The 16,251-nt window shown below is 46.0% G+C and carries 14 protein-coding genes and 1 pseudogene; 9 read left to right on the forward strand and 6 right to left on the reverse strand.

Translation table 11 applies throughout. The annotated features are described in order from the left end of the window. Positions 1-182: 182 nt before the first annotated feature. Both QH73_RS28070 and psbA read right to left on the reverse strand, forming a co-directional pair. Positions 183-527 carry a hypothetical protein gene (locus tag QH73_RS28070; protein ID WP_039715631.1) on the reverse strand — a complete coding sequence of 115 codons (345 nt, stop codon included), beginning with the start codon at positions 525-527 and terminating at the stop codon, positions 183-185. A gap of 176 nt (positions 528-703) precedes the next feature. Next, positions 704-1,765 (reverse strand): photosystem II q(b) protein, encoded by a 1,062-nt coding sequence (gene psbA, locus QH73_RS06195; RefSeq protein ID WP_015153219.1) that lies wholly within the window; start codon positions 1,763-1,765, stop codon positions 704-706. Positions 1,766-2,247: 482 nt separating this feature from the next. On the opposite strand from psbA, the gene QH73_RS06200 reads away from it, so the two are divergent. The 3 genes from QH73_RS06200 (at position 2,248) to QH73_RS06210 (ending at position 6,092) form a co-directional block, all read left to right on the forward strand. Next, positions 2,248-2,493: a hypothetical protein gene (locus QH73_RS06200; RefSeq protein ID WP_039715632.1), complete on the forward strand. Its 246-nt coding sequence runs from the start codon at positions 2,248-2,250 to the stop codon at positions 2,491-2,493. Between the two features lie 124 nt (positions 2,494-2,617). Then, entirely contained in the window at positions 2,618-5,767 is a 3,150-nt protein-coding gene (locus QH73_RS06205; protein WP_039715633.1) for a phosphoenolpyruvate carboxylase, read from the forward strand. A gap of 61 nt (positions 5,768-5,828) precedes the next feature. Continuing rightward, a complete protein-coding gene (locus QH73_RS06210) occupies positions 5,829-6,092 on the forward strand; it encodes a hypothetical protein (protein ID WP_039715634.1) in 264 nt (87 codons plus the stop codon). Positions 6,093-6,259: 167 nt separating this feature from the next. Here QH73_RS06210 and QH73_RS06215 read toward each other — a convergent pair whose 3' ends face one another. After that, positions 6,260-6,646: a hypothetical protein gene (locus tag QH73_RS06215; RefSeq protein ID WP_015153215.1), complete on the reverse strand. Its 387-nt coding sequence runs from the start codon at positions 6,644-6,646 to the stop codon at positions 6,260-6,262. A gap of 205 nt (positions 6,647-6,851) precedes the next feature. Between QH73_RS06215 and QH73_RS06220 the strand changes: the two genes are divergently transcribed. Beyond that, on the forward strand, positions 6,852-7,151 hold the full coding sequence (locus QH73_RS06220) for a small RNA NsiR4-regulated ssr1528 family protein (protein ID WP_039715635.1): 300 nt from the start codon (positions 6,852-6,854) through the stop codon (positions 7,149-7,151). A 111-nt stretch (positions 7,152-7,262) separates the two neighbouring features. Here the strand turns inward: QH73_RS06220 and QH73_RS06225 are convergent, their stop codons facing one another. The 3 genes from QH73_RS06225 to QH73_RS06235 all read right to left on the reverse strand — a co-directional run bounded on the left by QH73_RS06225 (position 7,263) and on the right by QH73_RS06235 (position 9,787). Beyond that, positions 7,263-7,703, reverse strand: coding sequence for a calcium-binding protein (locus tag QH73_RS06225; RefSeq protein ID WP_309476455.1), 441 nt, complete (start codon positions 7,701-7,703; stop codon positions 7,263-7,265). A gap of 207 nt (positions 7,704-7,910) precedes the next feature. Beyond that, on the reverse strand, positions 7,911-8,408 hold the full coding sequence (locus QH73_RS06230) for a DUF427 domain-containing protein (RefSeq protein ID WP_039715636.1): 498 nt from the start codon (positions 8,406-8,408) through the stop codon (positions 7,911-7,913). A 74-nt stretch (positions 8,409-8,482) separates the two neighbouring features. Continuing rightward, positions 8,483-9,787: a glutamate-5-semialdehyde dehydrogenase gene (locus QH73_RS06235; protein WP_039715637.1), complete on the reverse strand. Its 1,305-nt coding sequence runs from the start codon at positions 9,785-9,787 to the stop codon at positions 8,483-8,485. Positions 9,788-9,962: 175 nt separating this feature from the next. On the opposite strand from QH73_RS06235, the gene QH73_RS06240 reads away from it, so the two are divergent. The 5 genes and pseudogenes from QH73_RS06240 to QH73_RS06260 all read left to right on the forward strand — a co-directional run bounded on the left by QH73_RS06240 (position 9,963) and on the right by QH73_RS06260 (position 16,248). Further along, positions 9,963-10,490: an O-acetyl-ADP-ribose deacetylase gene (locus QH73_RS06240; protein WP_039715638.1), complete on the forward strand. Its 528-nt coding sequence runs from the start codon at positions 9,963-9,965 to the stop codon at positions 10,488-10,490. 157 nt (positions 10,491-10,647) lie between these two features. After that, positions 10,648-11,826: a homospermidine biosynthesis protein gene (locus tag QH73_RS06245; RefSeq protein WP_039715639.1), complete on the forward strand. Its 1,179-nt coding sequence runs from the start codon at positions 10,648-10,650 to the stop codon at positions 11,824-11,826. An 884-nt stretch (positions 11,827-12,710) separates the two neighbouring features. Next, entirely contained in the window at positions 12,711-14,264 is a 1,554-nt protein-coding gene (locus tag QH73_RS06250) for a SulP family inorganic anion transporter (RefSeq protein WP_039717470.1), read from the forward strand. Positions 14,265-14,570: 306 nt separating this feature from the next. Then, positions 14,571-14,894 (forward strand): annotated as a pseudogene (locus QH73_RS06255) (NAD(P)H-quinone oxidoreductase subunit D4); the annotation flags it as partial. 223 nt (positions 14,895-15,117) lie between these two features. After that, positions 15,118-16,248: a CO2 hydration protein gene (locus QH73_RS06260; protein WP_039715641.1), complete on the forward strand. Its 1,131-nt coding sequence runs from the start codon at positions 15,118-15,120 to the stop codon at positions 16,246-16,248. Positions 16,249-16,251: the final 3 nt, after the last annotated feature.

Below are 16,251 nucleotides of genomic sequence, written 5' to 3' on the forward strand. Positions count from 1 at the left end.
AATGAGCAAGCAAAGCAACAGTATTTAGGCTGATTTTGTCTCAACCATAGGTAAGACTTTGGGGAGTCAGGGAAGAGGAGACAAGGGAGATGGGGGAGACAAGGGAGATGGGGGAGACAAGGAAGCTCTCTAGGAGTAGAGGAAGCAACTCTAGTCACCAGCCACCAGCCACTAGCCACTCCTCAAATAGGCAAAAAAGGTAAAAAAGTACGAATTGCCTTTCGCAGTTGGAGTAGAAAAACGATTTCTCGAACTTGAGAGTTCAATGTAGGTGGTGCGGGACGGGTTTGTAGTTTAGCCTGTAATTGAGCGTATTCAGCAGTAGTTAGAGGTTTGCCATCCACAGGCGATCGCGCCGTGAGAAAGATTTCCGTTCGCAAAACTTCTTCTGGTGTATCTTCTGGTGGTGGTAAAGCTAAGGCAGAATTGGCGATCGCACAGATTGTAAAAAACACGATGCCAACACCTACAAATTGAGTTTGAAAGTGGGCGATCTCTTGACGTTTGCCAGCTGGCAAAAGCCCCATACTCTTTCTTTCTCCCTAAACTGCTACCAGAGTATTTATAGCATTTTGTCTGCCCTCCTAAGCACTACACCTAAGCAGTACATATGTAGGTACTTATTACTTATGTGGCAAGAGAGCATATTTAATGCAAAAAGCGCCCCCCATTATGGGAGGCGCTGATGATTTAGAAGAACGAACTAGCCATTGAGGGAAGGAGCTTCCACTGCAGCTAAGTCTAAGGGGAAGTTGTGAGCGTTGCGCTCGTGCATCACTTCCATACCCAGGTTAGCGCGGTTGAGGATGTCTGCCCATGTACCAATCGCATGTCCTTGAGAGTCAACGACTGACTGGTTGAAGTTGAAGCCGTTGAGGTTGAACGCCATCGTGCTGATGCCCAAGGAGGTGAACCAGATGCCGATCACAGGCCATGCTGCTAAGAAGAAGTGCAATGCACGGCTGTTGTTGAAGGAGGCGTATTGGAAGATTAAGCGACCAAAGTAACCGTGTGCCGCTACGATGTTGTAGGTTTCTTCTTCTTGTCCGAATTTGTAACCGTAGTTCTGAGATTCGGTTTCGGTGGTTTCACGTACCAAGGAGGAAGTGACCAAGGAACCGTGCATGGCGCTGAATAGCGCTCCACCGAATACACCAGCTACACCGAGTTGGTGGAAGGGGTGCATCAGGATGTTATGCTCGGCTTGGAACACTAACATGAAGTTGAATGTTCCCGAAATGCCCAAGGGCATCCCATCAGAGAATGAACCTTGTCCGATTGGGTAAATCAAGAAGACTGCGGTTGCTGCTGCGACTGGTGCCGAGTATGCTACGCAGATCCAAGGACGCATTCCTAGACGGTAGGACAGTTCCCATTCACGTCCCATGTAGCAGAATACGCCAATCAAGAAGTGGAAAATTACCAATTGGTAAGGTCCACCGTTGTACAGCCATTCGTCTAATGATGCTGCTTCCCAAATTGGGTAGAAGTGCAAGCCGATGGCGTTGGAAGATGGCACAACTGCACCAGAGATGATGTTGTTGCCGTAGATCAAAGAACCTGCTACTGGTTCGCGAATCCCGTCGATGTCTACCGGTGGTGCGGCGATGAAAGCGACGATGAAGCAGGTGGTCGCAGCTAGTAAGGTGGGGATCATCAACACGCCGAACCAGCCAATGTACAGGCGGTTTTCCGTGCTGGCTACCCAGTTACAAAACTGTTCCCACAAGGAAGCGCTTTCGCGTCTTTGTAATGTGGTTGTCATGGTTCTATATATTGCTAATTAAACAACAGTAATGCTGTTTGCTTTGGTATGAATCAGGCTCCCTTCTTGGTTGCCTGTAAATATATCTTTACACAACTTCAGCAAAAATTTCACATACTGCCAATTCTATTAAGTAATGTTAAAACAGGATATATATAAAAAAAAGTTATATTTAAAGGGAAAAATGTCTGTCTGTAGGCAATATTCGCAATAAATCTATAGCGATCGCAGCAACTGAAGTGAGCGCAGTCAATGCTTTGTCAATTTGTCAAGCAGAATTGGTAGGTAAATAGTTAGTTCAAAGTAGTATAAATTTGAAAAATCCTCAGTAGAGAAATATTTAAATGTAATGAGGTATATTTCTAAAGGGGGATGAAAAAAAATTAGATTCCAGCAGCCCTAGCAAGGGACTTAAACAGTCATAATTTTCGCGATCGCGCCTCCTAAAATAGAGGTAAAGACTCACTCCAAGCGAGGTTTAGATGCCTACTTCCAATTCCAACCTCAAAGAAACCGCAGGCGTAAAAGTATTATTTTTTGCAATTCCCAACAATTTCCTATTGCAGCTCGGTACTGGCTCTCTACTACTTGGGCTAGTTGGAGGTAAAGCTGTAGCTCAGGCAGTAACCGCTATTGGGCAAGCCAGTGAAGAAGTATTTCGTGGCGATCGCTTGCCAGTTTTGCCATTTCCCGAAACAGAGACGACATCAGAACCTAGTGACGCATAATTTGCATCGTGCCTAATTCGTCAGGATTTCGATTAAAGATAAAGATTGTCGCTTCAACAACGAATTAGGACAGCATTCAACTCTACAATTATTAATTGTTCCTGGCTCTACTCGAACAGACCCTATGACTTCGCTCCTCCACTCCCATGATGAAGCTTTGACTATCAGCACCTCTCCCTTTGATTTGTTCTTGAGGCAACGCCTGCAAACAGTAGAGGAGTTGTGGGAGTCTGTTCTGAAACAAGAATGCGGTCAAGAATTAGTGAATCTCTTGGCGCAATTACGCGATTTATGCTCGTCAGAAGGACAAGCGATCGACGAGCAAATATCGGAAGTCGTTCAATTAATCTCTCAGTTAGAGTTGAACGAAGCAATTCGCGCTGCGCGTGCCTTTGCACTCTATTTCCAGTTGATTAACATTGTCGAGCAGCACTACGAGCAACGCCAACAACTGAGTATCAGTCGCGCTTTGCATCAAAAAGCAGCTAAGCAGCTACATCAAACGCCACAACCCACCTCTACAATTAACGGACATCAAACAGCAGATGTAAATCGAGATCCTGGCGTAGAGCTGTTAGAAAAAAACTGGCACGCTACCCAGCAGCAGCAAAAACAAGGGACTTTCCACACCTTGTTTCCCCATCTACGGCAGATGAACGTACCGCCGCAACACATTCAACGGTTGATCGACCAATTAGATGTCAGATTAGTCTTTACGGCGCACCCAACTGAGATCGTCCGCTCTACAATTCGCGATAAGCAAAGACGCTTAGCCAAGCTACTGCAACAGCTCGATCGGATTGAGGAAAGTACGGGCAGTATTGAAGGTGCTAATCCTTGGGAAGCAGAAGCCCTGCGGGAACAGCTAACAGAAGAAATTCGCCTTTGGTGGCGCACTGACGAGTTACACCAGTTTAAGCCAGCAGTGTTAGATGAGGTAGAGTACGCCCTGCACTACTTCAAAGAAGTTTTGTTCGAGCAAATTCCCCTGCTGAATCACAGATTTAAACACGCTCTGGCATCTGCCTTTCCCCGCTTGCGTCCGCCTAGTAATAACTTTTGTAAATTTGGTTCCTGGGTAGGATCGGATCGGGATGGCAACCCTTCAGTGACACCCCAAGTTACGTGGCAAACGGCTTGCTATCAACGCCAGTTGGTGTTGGAAAAATACATTCATTCAGTCAAGCGACTGACAAATTTATTGAGCATATCGCTGCACTGGAGCGATGTCCTGCCAGATTTATTAGAATCTCTGGAGCAGGATCGGTTGCAGATGAACGAAGTGTATGAAGCACTTGCCCTGCGGTATCGTCAAGAACCGTATCGGCTCAAGCTTGCCTACATTTTGAAGCGACTAGAAAATACATTCGAGCGTAACGCGCGCCTGTACAACAAGAATCTGCGCAAGCAAGAAATTCAAGAAGAGAACGTCACCACGGCAGTCTATAAATCTGGGCTTGACTTTCTCGCGGAATTACGACTAATTCAACGCAACTTGTCAGAAACAGGCTTAAACTGCCGAGAACTTGATAGCCTGATTTGTCAAGTAGAAATTTATGACTTTAACCTAGCTCACCTCGATATTCGCCAAGAATCTTCTCGCCACGCCCATGCTTTCAATGAAGTGTTGGAATATCTACAAATTCTGCCTCAGTCATATAACGAATTGTCAGAAGCAGAAAGAGTCAAGTGGTTGTCGGAAGAATTGCAGACTCGTCGTCCGTTGATTCCCGCCGAACTACCTTTTAGTGAAAAAACCAACGAAGCGATCGAAACTTTGCGCGTCGTGCGTTTGTTACAGCAAGAGTTTGGCGTGCAGGTTTGCCAGAGTTACATTATCAGCATGAGCCGCGATCTGAGCGATTTGCTAGAGGTGCTGTTACTAGCTAAAGAAGCTGGACTCTACGATCCAGCAACAGGAATCGGGACGATCCAAGTCGTACCTCTATTTGAGACGGTAGAGGACTTGCAACGCGCCCCCAGCATCATGCAACAGCTATTCGAACTGAAGTTTTATCGCGCTTTGTTGGCAGGAGGGTATGAAGCGATAAAACGGGAGTCGGGAGTCGGGAGTCGGGAGTCGGTGGGACAAGGGGACAAGGAGACAAGAAGACAAGGAAACAATTCTAGTCACCAGCCACTAGCCACTAGCCACTCTCCACTTACTGCTCACTTACAAGAGGTGATGTTGGGTTACTCAGATAGCAACAAGGATTCTGGGTTTCTCAGCAGCAATTGGGAAATTCACAAAGCGCAAAAAGCACTCCAACAAGTTGCCGAACAGCATGGAGTCGATTTGAGAATTTTTCACGGACGCGGCGGCTCGGTAGGACGTGGTGGTGGTCCTGCATACGAGGCAATTTTGGCTCAACCCGGACATAGTATCAATGGCAGAATTAAGATTACCGAACAGGGTGAGGTTTTAGCCTCTAAATATTCGCTGCCAGAGTTGGCGCTTTACAACTTAGAAACGATTTCGACTGCCGTGATTCAGGCTAGCTTGTTACGCACGGGCTTTGATAATATTCAACCATGGAATGAAATATTAGAAGAGCTAGCAGCGCGATCGCGGCAACATTATCGCGCCCTGATCTACGAGCAACCAGATTTCATTGACTTTTTCCACCAAGTGACTCCGATTGACGAGATCAGCCAGCTGCAAATCAGCTCTCGCCCCGCACGACGACAAGGTGGAAAAAAAGATTTAAGTGGTTTGCGGGCAATTCCTTGGGTGTTTAGTTGGACGCAAAGCCGTTTTCTCCTACCTGCTTGGTATGGTGTCGGCGCAGCTTTGCAGGAATTTTTAAACGAGGAACCAGAGCAACACCTCAAATTGTTACGTTATTTCTACATGAAGTGGCCCTTCTTCAAAATGGCAATTTCTAAAGTAGAGATGACGCTGGCAAAAGTAGACATGCAAATCGCTCATCACTACGTCAAGGAGTTATCGAAACCCCAAGACTTAGAACGATTTGAGCGGCTATTCGAGCAAATTTTGCAAGAGTTTCACCTCACAACTGACTTAGTACTGAGTATTACAGGTCATAAACGCCTGCTCGACGGCGATCCAGTCCTACAGCAGTCCGTACAGTTGCGAAGCGCGACGATTGTACCGTTAGGATTTTTGCAGGTTTCATTGCTGAAGCGACTGCGGCAATACAGCAACCCGAGTACGACAGGCATCATTGATTCCCGTCATAGTAAAGGCGAATTATTGCGCGGTGCATTGTTAACTATCAATGGAATCGCCGCCGGGATGAGGAATACTGGTTGATTGGTAGTTGGTAGTTGGTAGTTGGTAGTTGGCGATCGCGTTTACAAATGACTAATGACCAATGACAAACAAAAAAAGAATGTTGGTTTGTACCTTTGTCGCGTTGGCAGCGGGATGTTTTGGTGCGATCGCAGGTGGGCAAATTAGTGCATGGGTACACCAGCAAAACTGTCAACAATTCCAGTGGGGAGGCAAGGAAATTTGTCAAGCTTGGGCGATCCCAGGAGCGCTCTGGCAAGGTAGTACGACTGGATTTTGGGTTAGTGAAGTGGTAGGTGCGTTACTGGCTGGTTTAGCAACCCAACGAGGGGCTACTGACAACTGATAACTGATAACTGTACGGGCGGGTTTTGACCTTAGATTTACAGATGGGATAGTGGATCTTGCGCGCACCCGCTCCTATGTCCTGTACGGGCGGGTTTTGGGCAAAGCTGGATTGACACAAACGCTGAATCTGTTGCTAAACCCGCCCCTACGATAACTGATAACTGTTCACTGGTCGCTGGTGGCAGTAGGTGTTTGCAAGCTCTCCCAACTCTTCCAAGTATTGGTATTTGTGTCAAAACAGCGCCAGCTCGACCGTTCTGCTTCTTGGTAGCAAATCAACACGCGGTGGCTATATGGGTAGCTGCTACTGATGTAAGACACTACTTGTTGTAGAGGGGCTGTTTTGCGACTGAGCCGCCTAGCAACAGCCTGGTTGGGGCATTCAATTAGCATGGCTGAGTGTCCGTCAATGTAGGTGAGAGAAAAGACAGACATGCGCAAAATTGCCCGCAACCAACTTTCCGTATGGTCAAAATACTCGTCTACAATCCTGTTAGTAAATGCTCTTTGCAACGAACGGTCGTTGGAGTTGGGTTTGAGAGAGTCTGACATAGTGACGCTTGTGAGTGGCTGGCTTGAGGTTAGATCGAAAATGTTGAGAGTGACAAGTAGGCAATTCCCTTCGGGGTAGCTTCGCTTCACGCGCAACCAAGCAGATTTTTTCTATTTGTAACAGAAAAATTTCTGTGGATGCTTTTTGTTTTGATTTTGCCAATCTCTCTTGGTAGAATGCATCCGTAGATCTTCTCATATAGCTATGTCTGCGGAAACGTCACTAGATAACACTTTGGGAGCAGATGCCGTCGATCGCGCAATTGCGGATGGGATCGATTTGGACGGCTCCCCAATTCCTCCTGTCAAGTTGGAACTTTACCATCAAGTCATGGCGCTAGAAGCAGGAAGACAGCGCAGTGGCGTGTCAAATACAATGCGATCGCGGATCGTGCGCATCGGTGCGAAGCACATTTCCCAAGCGGAACTCAACCAAATGCTACTCGATGCTGGTTTTGCACCACTTAAGGAGAAGGAAGTCGCTTTTTATTACGGGAATAAATAGAAGACAAAGGGGACAAGGAAGCAGAGGCAGCTGGGGGACGCAAGGTTGCTAAGGAAGCTGAGGGAGCAACACTGATAACTGATAACTGATAACTGATAACTGCTCCCTCAATTACCACTCATAGCCGCGCTCGACCCAATAATACCAATCTTCGATCGCTTCTAACGTGTCGTCATCAACTTCCATCGGTACGACATCATATAAAGGTACGGCAAAAGTATCTTCCGTACCCTCTTCTTGATAAACGATTTCTACATACATATCGTCTTGGCATTCTTCTTCCGATGCCATTCCGATAACTTCGACTTCTTCACCTTCGATTTCTACTTCATCTTCCGAGTCAATCGGACGCTCTTCTGAAATCCAGATGGCGTTGAAAGGAAATTTAATCTTGTTATCGAGATAGTAATACCAACCTAGTCGCCGTTCTTCTTCGTCATAAGCATCAACGACGACTTCCATTTCGATTCTTTCTTCTCTGCTTGCGTCGATTTCCAACTCGGACATGGGAAACCTCACCACAATGGGCTGAGCGTGAACATTACCAAGCACAAACATTCTAGATGCTAGCAATACTAGCTAGACAATGAGGTTAAAAATTTTAAAGCGCCAAGTGTAGAAATCATTGCAGAAAGATGAATTTAACTTTACCTTAAGTTGCGATCGCACCAACAATTTTTTGACTTATATCTAGGAAGGCGATCGAATTAAAAATATTCGCTCTAACTGAATTACAAACTTTGGCAAATTGTTGGCAACCTACCAACCCCAACTACCAGGAACACCTTTAAATGGTCCAACAATATCGCTCGTAATCCAGCCACCATAAAAGTTCCCTGGCTGAGGCTGTACTTTTTCCCCATCGACATAGCAAGCATCCATGACATGAGCATAAAAAGCTACATAATCTTTAATCGGGGCAAAACTTGGCGTGGGGTCGGGATAAAACCAGGCTACATTCTCAGCCTGTTTGTCGCCGACAACAATAGTGTAATATCCTGCTCGACCTTTCCATTCGCAAAAACTCGCATTGGGTGTTCTGACGAGGTACTCCATTTTAATATCGCTAGGAGGGATATAGTAAACCGGGGGATGGCTGGTTTCGAGTACGCGCTTGGCATGGCGAGTATTGGCAATTTCTACACCATTGAAAATAATTTGAATCTGCTTGTTAACATCCTCCAATCGAGGAGGTCTGGGGTAATCCCAGACTGATTCTTGACCGGGAGCAGGTTGGATGCGTTGAGGATGCGCCATGCTAGTTTTCTATGTGATGAATGTTACTGTAGGGGCGCACGGCTGTGCGCCCCTACTATAAATCTGCGTCCTTACTATAAATCCTTGTGAGTGAAAGATTTAGCATTCATCCCCGTGTAAGTAGCAGCGATGTGTCCGTCGCCTGTAAGCTGGTATTTATATGTAACTAATCCTTCTAAACCAACAGGACCACGGGGTGGTAATTTGTGGGTGCTGATGCCAACTTCTGCACCAAAGCCGTAACGGAAGCCATCAGCAAAGCGAGTTGAACAGTTATGATAAACTCCTGCTGCATCGACTTGGGCTAAAAATGTTTTTGCAGTTGTCGGATCTTCAGTGACGATCGCCTCTGTGTGTCGCGATCCATAAGTATTAATGTGGGCGATCGCTTCATCTAGAGAATCTACTACCTTAATTGCTAAAATCAAATCGCTGTATTCCGTCGTCCAATCTGCCTCGGTTGCTGCGGCTACATCAATAATTTTGCGAGTGCGATCGTCACCGCGCAATTCTACCTGGCGTTCTTGTAACGCACGGGCAACTAGCGGTAAAAATTCAGGGGCAATATATTGATGTACCAATAAAGTTTCTATAGCATTGCAAGCGGCGGGATAATGGGTTTTGGCATCAACAGTAATCTCTACTGCCTTGGCAATATCAGCTGCTTTATCTATGTAAGCGTGACAGATACCATCTGCATGACCTAAAACAGGAATGCGGGTATTTTCTTGTACGAAGCGCACGAAAGAGTTAGAACCCCTTGGAATAATCAGATCGACATATTCATCTAGCTGCAACAGCGCCATTGTCTCTTCTCGCGTTGTCAGCAATTGGACTACGGCTGGGTTAATTTCTGTTTGAGAAAGTCCGTGGTGGATCGCTTTGACGATCGCCTCGCAAGATCGCACGGCTTCCTTACCACCTTTGAGGATGACACCATTTCCCGATTTGATTGCTAATAAAGAGATTTGAATTGCCGCATCGGGTCTAGCTTCAAAAATGACACCTAATACTCCCAAAGGGCAAGTAACGCGCTGAAGAACTAACCCTGTATCGAGTTCGCGATGAATCTGCACCGCACCCACGGGATCGGGTAATTTACCCACATCTCGCACCCCCGCGATCGCACTTTTGAGCTTAGTTGCATCTAATTTGAGGCGGTTGTAGAGTGGTTTGGCAATTCCTTCCGCTTCAGCTGCTTTGCAATCAGCCGCATTTGCTGCCAAAATTTCCTCAGCTTGGGCTTCTAACGATTGAGCGATCGCTTCAATTGCTTTGTTTTTCGCTTCAGTAGACACAACTGCGAGTTGACGCGCGGCATCGCGAGTAGAAAGAGCGATCGCACTGAGGGAATGGGATTCGATCTGGGTGGCAGTCATGAATCGATCTCAAAGATATCCAGCCAAAGTGTAACAAATATCAGTTATCAGTTGTCAGTTATCAGTTGTCAGTTGTCAGTTGTCAGTTGTCAGTTATCAGTTGTCAGTTATCAGTTGACATTTACTACTAATATTGAGTTTGCATGGGTTGGTAATGGGTAATGGGTAATGAGTAATGACAGACAAAATTACGGTGATTCAAGGCGATATTACTCAGTTGCAAGTGGATGCGATCGTTAATGCTGCCAATAATTCACTGTTGGGTGGTGGCGGCGTAGATGGGGCAATTCATCGCGCGGCTGGCTCCCAGTTGTTAGCAGAATGTCGTCAGTTAAGGGGGTGTGCCACAGGTGCGGCTAAAATTACTCAAGGGTATAACTTACCCGCCAAGTGGGTGATTCATACTGTTGGTCCAGTGTGGGAAGGTGGCGATCGCGGTGAGGATGAACTTTTAGCAAGTTGTTATCGCAGTAGCTTGACTTTAGCAGTGCAACATGAAGTTAAAACTATTGCTTTTCCCGCTATCAGCACGGGTGTGTATCGCTTTCCTATCGATCGCGCCGCACAAATTGCTGTGAGGGAAGTTCAGGCTTTTTTGTCTACCAATGATTCGATCTCGCAAGTAATTCTTGTCTGTTTTAGTCAATTGACATGCGATCGCTTTCTTAAGGCGTTGCATCAATCAGTAACCAGTGACCAGTGACCAGTTATCAGCGATCAGTTATCAGTGACCAGTTATCAGTGACTCCTGACCAGTGACCAGTTATCAGCGAAGAGTAGTTAGTGGTAAACTTTGACTTTTGACTTTCGACTTTTGACTTCTAGACTTCTTTCTTGTCCCTTCAACTTGGAGTGAAATCATGTCAAAACTGCCCAGCAACAAAATCGACCCCGCGCCTATGACAGCTGATGTTAGCGTCGTGGATTTGATCGATAATTACTTCACGGCATATAACTCAGCAAGATTACGGGAAATCTGCCAGTTGTTGAGTCGAGAAGTGTTTCGCGAGGATGTCACTGTAGGCTTGAGCCTATCGGGAGCCATGACCCCTGCTGGATATGGAGTTTCTGCCTTAGCGCCCCTGATTCGGCATGGTTTTATCGATTGGGCGATCAGTACTGGTGCTAATCTCTATCACGATATGCACTATGGGTTAGGTTTTGAACTGTATAAAGGTAATCCGTTTGTAGACGATGTGAAGTTGCGTCAGGAAGGCACGATTCGCATTTATGACATTATGTTCGGTTATGACGTGCTGCTGGAAACGGATGCTTTCATTCGTAAGATTCTTCAAGCGGAACCTTTCCAAAAACGCATGGGAACGGCAGAATTCCACTACTTGCTGGGTAAATACATCCGTGAAGTCGAAAAGCAAATTGGAGTGAAGCATTCTTGTTTGCTGGCAACGGCTTATGAATGCGGCGTACCGATCTATACTTCTTCGCCTGGAGATAGTTCAATTGGGATGAATGTTGCGGCTTTGGCTTTGGAAGGCTCGAAATTAATTCTCGATCCGTCGCTAGATGTCAATGAGACAGCCGCGATCGCCTATTCTGCTAGAGAATCGGAAGGGAAAAGCGCAGCGTTGATTCTCGGTGGTGGTAGTCCCAAAAATTTCTTATTACAAACTCAACCCCAACTTCACGAAGTACTAGGGTTGGAAGAACGGGGACACGATTACTTTATCCAGTTTACCGATGCGCGTCCCGATACTGGCGGTTTATCTGGAGCCACCCCCAGCGAAGCTGTCAGTTGGGGAAAAATCGATCCTGAAGAACTTCCCAGTACGGTAGTTTGCTACACCGACAGCACGATCGCCCTTCCCCTCGTTACCGCATACGTTCTCAACCAGTGTCCCCAGCGTCCCCTGAAACGCCTATACGATCGCCGCGAACAGATACTAGAACAACTCCGCACCGATTACTTAGCTGCTAAAACTCAACCTACAGATAAGATTCCGGCAGCGGTGGCTGATGCTGCTACAGAACAACCGATCGCGACTTATCCCTGTGGAAGAGTAATTCCACAACATTCTTAGAGAGCAGGGAGTAGGGAGTAGGGAGTAGGGAGTAGGGAGTAGAGAAATCAGTCAAATTTAAATGTAAGGTGGGCAATGCCTACCTTACTAGAAAATCTTATCTATCATCGGATAGATGAATTCAAAAAAATATTATTATTGGAGTATTAAATAATACCTCGATCGCTAATTATTAAATCTTATTCTTGTTACGAGATTGTCACTTTTATTATTTAAGATACAAAGCGGTACGGTTGAATCGTTTTATAGATTTCTATATAAATCAGTTGCGATTAAATTTCATCCATGTTGCTACCAGTTTTAGATGAATGTGAGAACTTTCTCATTCAGGCTTCATGCAAAACTCACAAAAATTCTTGAATATTTAGGTGTTGTTACTCTATCATTAAGATAAGTAAATACTGATAAATCCACCCCTCAAAATTATTAAAAGAGTGGCTGGAAGGGTTATGGCTGGCATTTTTTTCCTGGCTTGACTAATATCGAGCGCGATCGCTAGCTACTAGCAAGGCAATATCCTGTTAACCGTTCTAAAAGCGAACGGTAACTTTGTGCTGCTTGTTAAGAGCTTCTTGGTTTTGGTCAATTTGATAGTAGTGATGAAACAAGCCTGAAACAAAATCAAAAACAAAAAACCAAATTTTTTTCGATCTCACAACTCCATTCTATACGAGTTTTTTGTTAACTGTGTTACGAAAAATGGAGAAAAACAAGCAACGAGATCGACTTCAAACAAAAAACACAAATGAAGTCAGTTGCTAATTTTAGCCAATTAGATCGGAGGAACTGTAAAAGATTTAGGCGATTTCCGATCGCTGCTAGAAAGCAAATCAATGCAATTCATAAAATGCAATTCATCAATAGAGTCATAAATGGAGGAAAGCATGAGAATTCGAGAAGGGATCAAAAACAAACGCCTTTTCACTCGCGGTGTAACCAACGATCTTCTTGCCTCAATTGTCGTCTTTCTGGTCGCTCTACCTTTGTGTATGGGGATCGCGATCGCCTCTGGAGTCCCGCCAGCAAGAGGCTTGATTACAGGCATCATCGGCGGGATGGTAGTCAATATTTTTTCGGGTTCCCCCTTACAGGTCAGCGGACCCGCCGCCGGACTAGCAGTGGTCGTTGCAGAACTGATTCAAGAATATGGGATCGAAATGTTGGGTCCGGTGTTGCTGCTAGCAGGTTTCATGCAGTGGTTGGCGGGAGCGTTCAAACTAGGGCAAATCTTTCGTGCCATGTCCCCAGCCGTAATTTATGGAATGCTAGCAGGAATCGGCGTGTTAATTTTTGCCTCTCAATTCCATGTTGCCATTGATGACAAGCCCCACACTCACGGGTTAGATAATTTGCTTGCTATTCCCGCTTCAATTCAAAAAGCAGTCTTACCCCCTGCTGGCAGCAACCATCATATTGCCGCGCTGATTGCGATCGCTACCATTGCGATAATTCTCTTGTGGGATAAGTTTAAACCTCAACGCCTGCGATTATTACCAGGAGCGCTAATTGGTGTAGTTTTAACCACGGCGATCGCCACTTCATTACGACTGCCGATCCAATATGTCAACGTCCCTGGCAATTTATTAGAAGCAGTACAATTACCGCAACCTGCCGGATTATTTCGCTTGCTGCACGCACCGCTAATTTTAGAAGCATTAGCGATCGCCTTTATTGCCAGTGCCGAAAGTTTGCTCTCAGCTGTTGCCGTAGACCGCTTGCATTCAGGCGAGAGAACGGATTTTGACAAAGAACTTTCCGCGCAGGGAATTGGTAATATGATTTGCGGTGCGCTGGGGGCGTTACCAATGACAGGGGTAATTGCGCGCAGTTCGGTCAACGTCGAAGCGGGCGGAAAAACTAAATTATCTGCCATCCTGCACGGTGTCTGGATACTAGTTTTAGTCGTTGCTGCCCCTGGCTTGCTGCGGATGATTCCCACTTCCAGCTTAGCCGCAATTCTATTGGTCACAGGTATCAAGCTGATCGAGATCGAACACATCCGCAAGCTGCAATTTTACGGGAAAGCTCCCCTCGCCATTTTCTTCGCTACCTTTATTGGCATTGTGGTTACAGATCTGCTCTCAGGCGTATTGATTGGCATCGTTTTAACAGCAATGACACTGCTGTACAAAATGTCTCGCTTAAATATCCATATGCGACGAGACGACGATCGGTCTCGAATCGATATCTACCTAGAGGGAGCAGCAACATTTATTCGGTTGCCCAAACTAGCAGCAGCTTTAGAACAGTTGCCACCTCAAAAAGAACTGCACGTTCACTTAGACAAGCTGGCTTACATCGACCACTCCAGCATGGACTTGCTCTCAATGTGGGCAAAGCAACAAGAACAGATGGGAAGTCAGGTCGTGATGCAATGGGACGGTTTAGAAGACCGCTTCCGCAGACCGTTCTTACCTGGGCGGGCGATCGCTGCTTGATGTGGTGCGTGAAATACTTCTGACCCGTGTACGGGCGGGTTTTGACCCCAGATTTCCGGTGGTGGTTGTCGGTCTACGCGCTTGCCCCTACGATAGCTGACCCGTGTACGGGAGGGTTTTGACCCCAGATTTCCGGTGGTGGTTGTCGGTCTATGCGCTAAACCCGCCCCTACGACTTCCGCCTATTACCAATGACGAATGACGAATGACCAATGACAATCATCACGCAAGATCTTGTAAACCATTGAGGATTGCTATATGAGTGAGTTTTTCATTCAGACAACTTGGTGGATACCTTTTTACGGGATGATTTTAGCAGTGATGGCGAGTGCTGGCATTCCTGGCATGGCAGGCTTTGCCGCAGAATTTTTGGTCTTTCGAGGTAGTTTTGCCGTATTTCCAGTACAAACTCTGCTGTGCATGGTTGGTAAGGGTTTGACAGCAGTTTATTTCTTAAATCTGGTCAACAGTGCCTTTTTCGGGCGACTAGCACCGCAATATACCGACCTACCCCGCGTATCTTGGCTAGAACGCATCCCTGGTGTTGTTTTGGCAATTCTCATCGTCATTCTAGGGCTTCAGCCTAACTGGATACTTAGTTATTTGTCATTTGTCATTGGTCATTTGTGAGTGATGAGTGATAAGTGGTGCGTAGTGTGGGGAGTGTGGGGGGTGTGGGAAGTGTGAGGTGTAAGAATTTTGAATGCGTGAATGCGTGAATGCGTGAATTGTTTTGCTCCCTCAGCTCCCGATCGCTCCCGATCGCTCCCTCTGCTCTCTTCTCTCCCTTGTCTCTCTTGTCTCCCTTGTCCCTTCGACTCCCGACTCCCGCATTATTACAGGAGAAACAACGATGGTAACAACATTACGTCCATCTACTCAAATCCTGAGCGATCGCGTTCAACATTTAGCAGCCGGAGCAGCTTTACTTCCTGATTCTCCTACTAATGTAATGGAGGTTGTAGGCATTTTAGAAAGTTACGGTGTGGTTTTGGATGCCTACGCTCGAAATCTGATTTATGTGGCAGAAAATGCTTTCTTGGAACCTTTTACCGTATTCAAATACTTCAACGGTGAAGTGAGTTTAAAGAAATTTCTGCGTTATATGCGGCACGATCGCCTCAATTTTGAATATGCCGAATATTGCATGAAGGCAATGTTTTGGCATGGAGGTGGTGGTTTAGATACTTATCTCGATTCGCCTGAGTTTATCGAGCGATCGCGATCGGCAATTCAAGCTAAGTTCAGAGGTAATTGGCTACTCCAAAGCTTGTACAAAATCTATCCAGATTTTTTCTTTGAACAAATCCGTCAACTCGTCTATTACAGTGCTTTGGGGCAATTTTGGCAGGTGATGAGCGAGATTTTTCTCACGCTGTCAGATCGCTACAATCGCCAAGAAATTACCTCTATTCCTCAAGTTGTCGAGCATATTCAATCTGGCTTAGTAGCAGCAGCAAACCAACCAATAACCTATAGTGTCACCCTACGAGGACAAGCCTACGATATCTTACCTGCATCGGCGGGGTTGAAGTTCCTGGCTGATACGGCTGTACCTTATGTTGAAGCAATTTTCCTACGCGGCACTCCTTTTCCTGGCACGGTTTCTTACAACGCTCAAGCGCACCAAATTCCTACCGATCCTAGTTGCTTTGAATATGGGGCATTATACGCCGATCCCTTACCAACTGGGGGTGCTGGTATTCCTCCTACGTTACTCATGCAAGACATGCGACACTTTCTGCCAGAGTATTTGCATGAATTTTATTGTCACAGTCGTAGGGGAGAGGACAATCTGCACGTGCAAATCAATCAAGGTTTTCAGAAAGCTATGTTCTGCGTCACCACCGCTGCCATCAAGGGACTTGCTCCTCATTCCTTAGATACTACCAATCCAGAACAACAACAAGCAAATCGTCTCTATTTAGAAAGCTGGATGAATCGCTTAATTAACTCTCGTTTACCACAAATGGGTAGTTGGTAGTTG

The organism is Scytonema millei VB511283 (assembly GCF_000817735.3).
Lineage (GTDB): Bacteria > Cyanobacteriota > Cyanobacteriia > Cyanobacteriales > Chroococcidiopsidaceae > Chroococcidiopsis > Chroococcidiopsis millei_B.

What these genes read in the sequence shown, in the direction of transcription:
- QH73_RS06215 (WP_015153215.1), bottom strand. Translation starts at nt 6,646, where the DNA reads ATGTCAGACTCTCTCAAACCCAACTCCAACGACCGTTCGTTGCAAAGA.
- psbA (WP_015153219.1), bottom strand. Translation starts at nt 1,765, where the DNA reads ATGACAACCACATTACAAAGACGCGAAAGCGCTTCCTTGTGGGAACAG.
- QH73_RS06220 (WP_039715635.1), top strand. Translation starts at nt 6,852, where the DNA reads ATGTCTGCGGAAACGTCACTAGATAACACTTTGGGAGCAGATGCCGTC.
- QH73_RS28070 (WP_039715631.1), bottom strand. Translation starts at nt 527, where the DNA reads ATGGGGCTTTTGCCAGCTGGCAAACGTCAAGAGATCGCCCACTTTCAA.
- QH73_RS06245 (WP_039715639.1), top strand. Translation starts at nt 10,648, where the DNA reads ATGTCAAAACTGCCCAGCAACAAAATCGACCCCGCGCCTATGACAGCT.
- QH73_RS06260 (WP_039715641.1), top strand. Translation starts at nt 15,118, where the DNA reads ATGGTAACAACATTACGTCCATCTACTCAAATCCTGAGCGATCGCGTT.
- QH73_RS06205 (WP_039715633.1), top strand. Translation starts at nt 2,618, where the DNA reads ATGACTTCGCTCCTCCACTCCCATGATGAAGCTTTGACTATCAGCACC.
- QH73_RS06240 (WP_039715638.1), top strand. Translation starts at nt 9,963, where the DNA reads ATGACAGACAAAATTACGGTGATTCAAGGCGATATTACTCAGTTGCAA.
- QH73_RS06235 (WP_039715637.1), bottom strand. Translation starts at nt 9,787, where the DNA reads ATGACTGCCACCCAGATCGAATCCCATTCCCTCAGTGCGATCGCTCTT.
- QH73_RS06230 (WP_039715636.1), bottom strand. Translation starts at nt 8,408, where the DNA reads ATGGCGCATCCTCAACGCATCCAACCTGCTCCCGGTCAAGAATCAGTC.
- QH73_RS06250 (WP_039717470.1), top strand. Translation starts at nt 12,711, where the DNA reads ATGAGAATTCGAGAAGGGATCAAAAACAAACGCCTTTTCACTCGCGGT.
- QH73_RS06210 (WP_039715634.1), top strand. Translation starts at nt 5,829, where the DNA reads ATGACAAACAAAAAAAGAATGTTGGTTTGTACCTTTGTCGCGTTGGCA.
- QH73_RS06200 (WP_039715632.1), top strand. Translation starts at nt 2,248, where the DNA reads ATGCCTACTTCCAATTCCAACCTCAAAGAAACCGCAGGCGTAAAAGTA.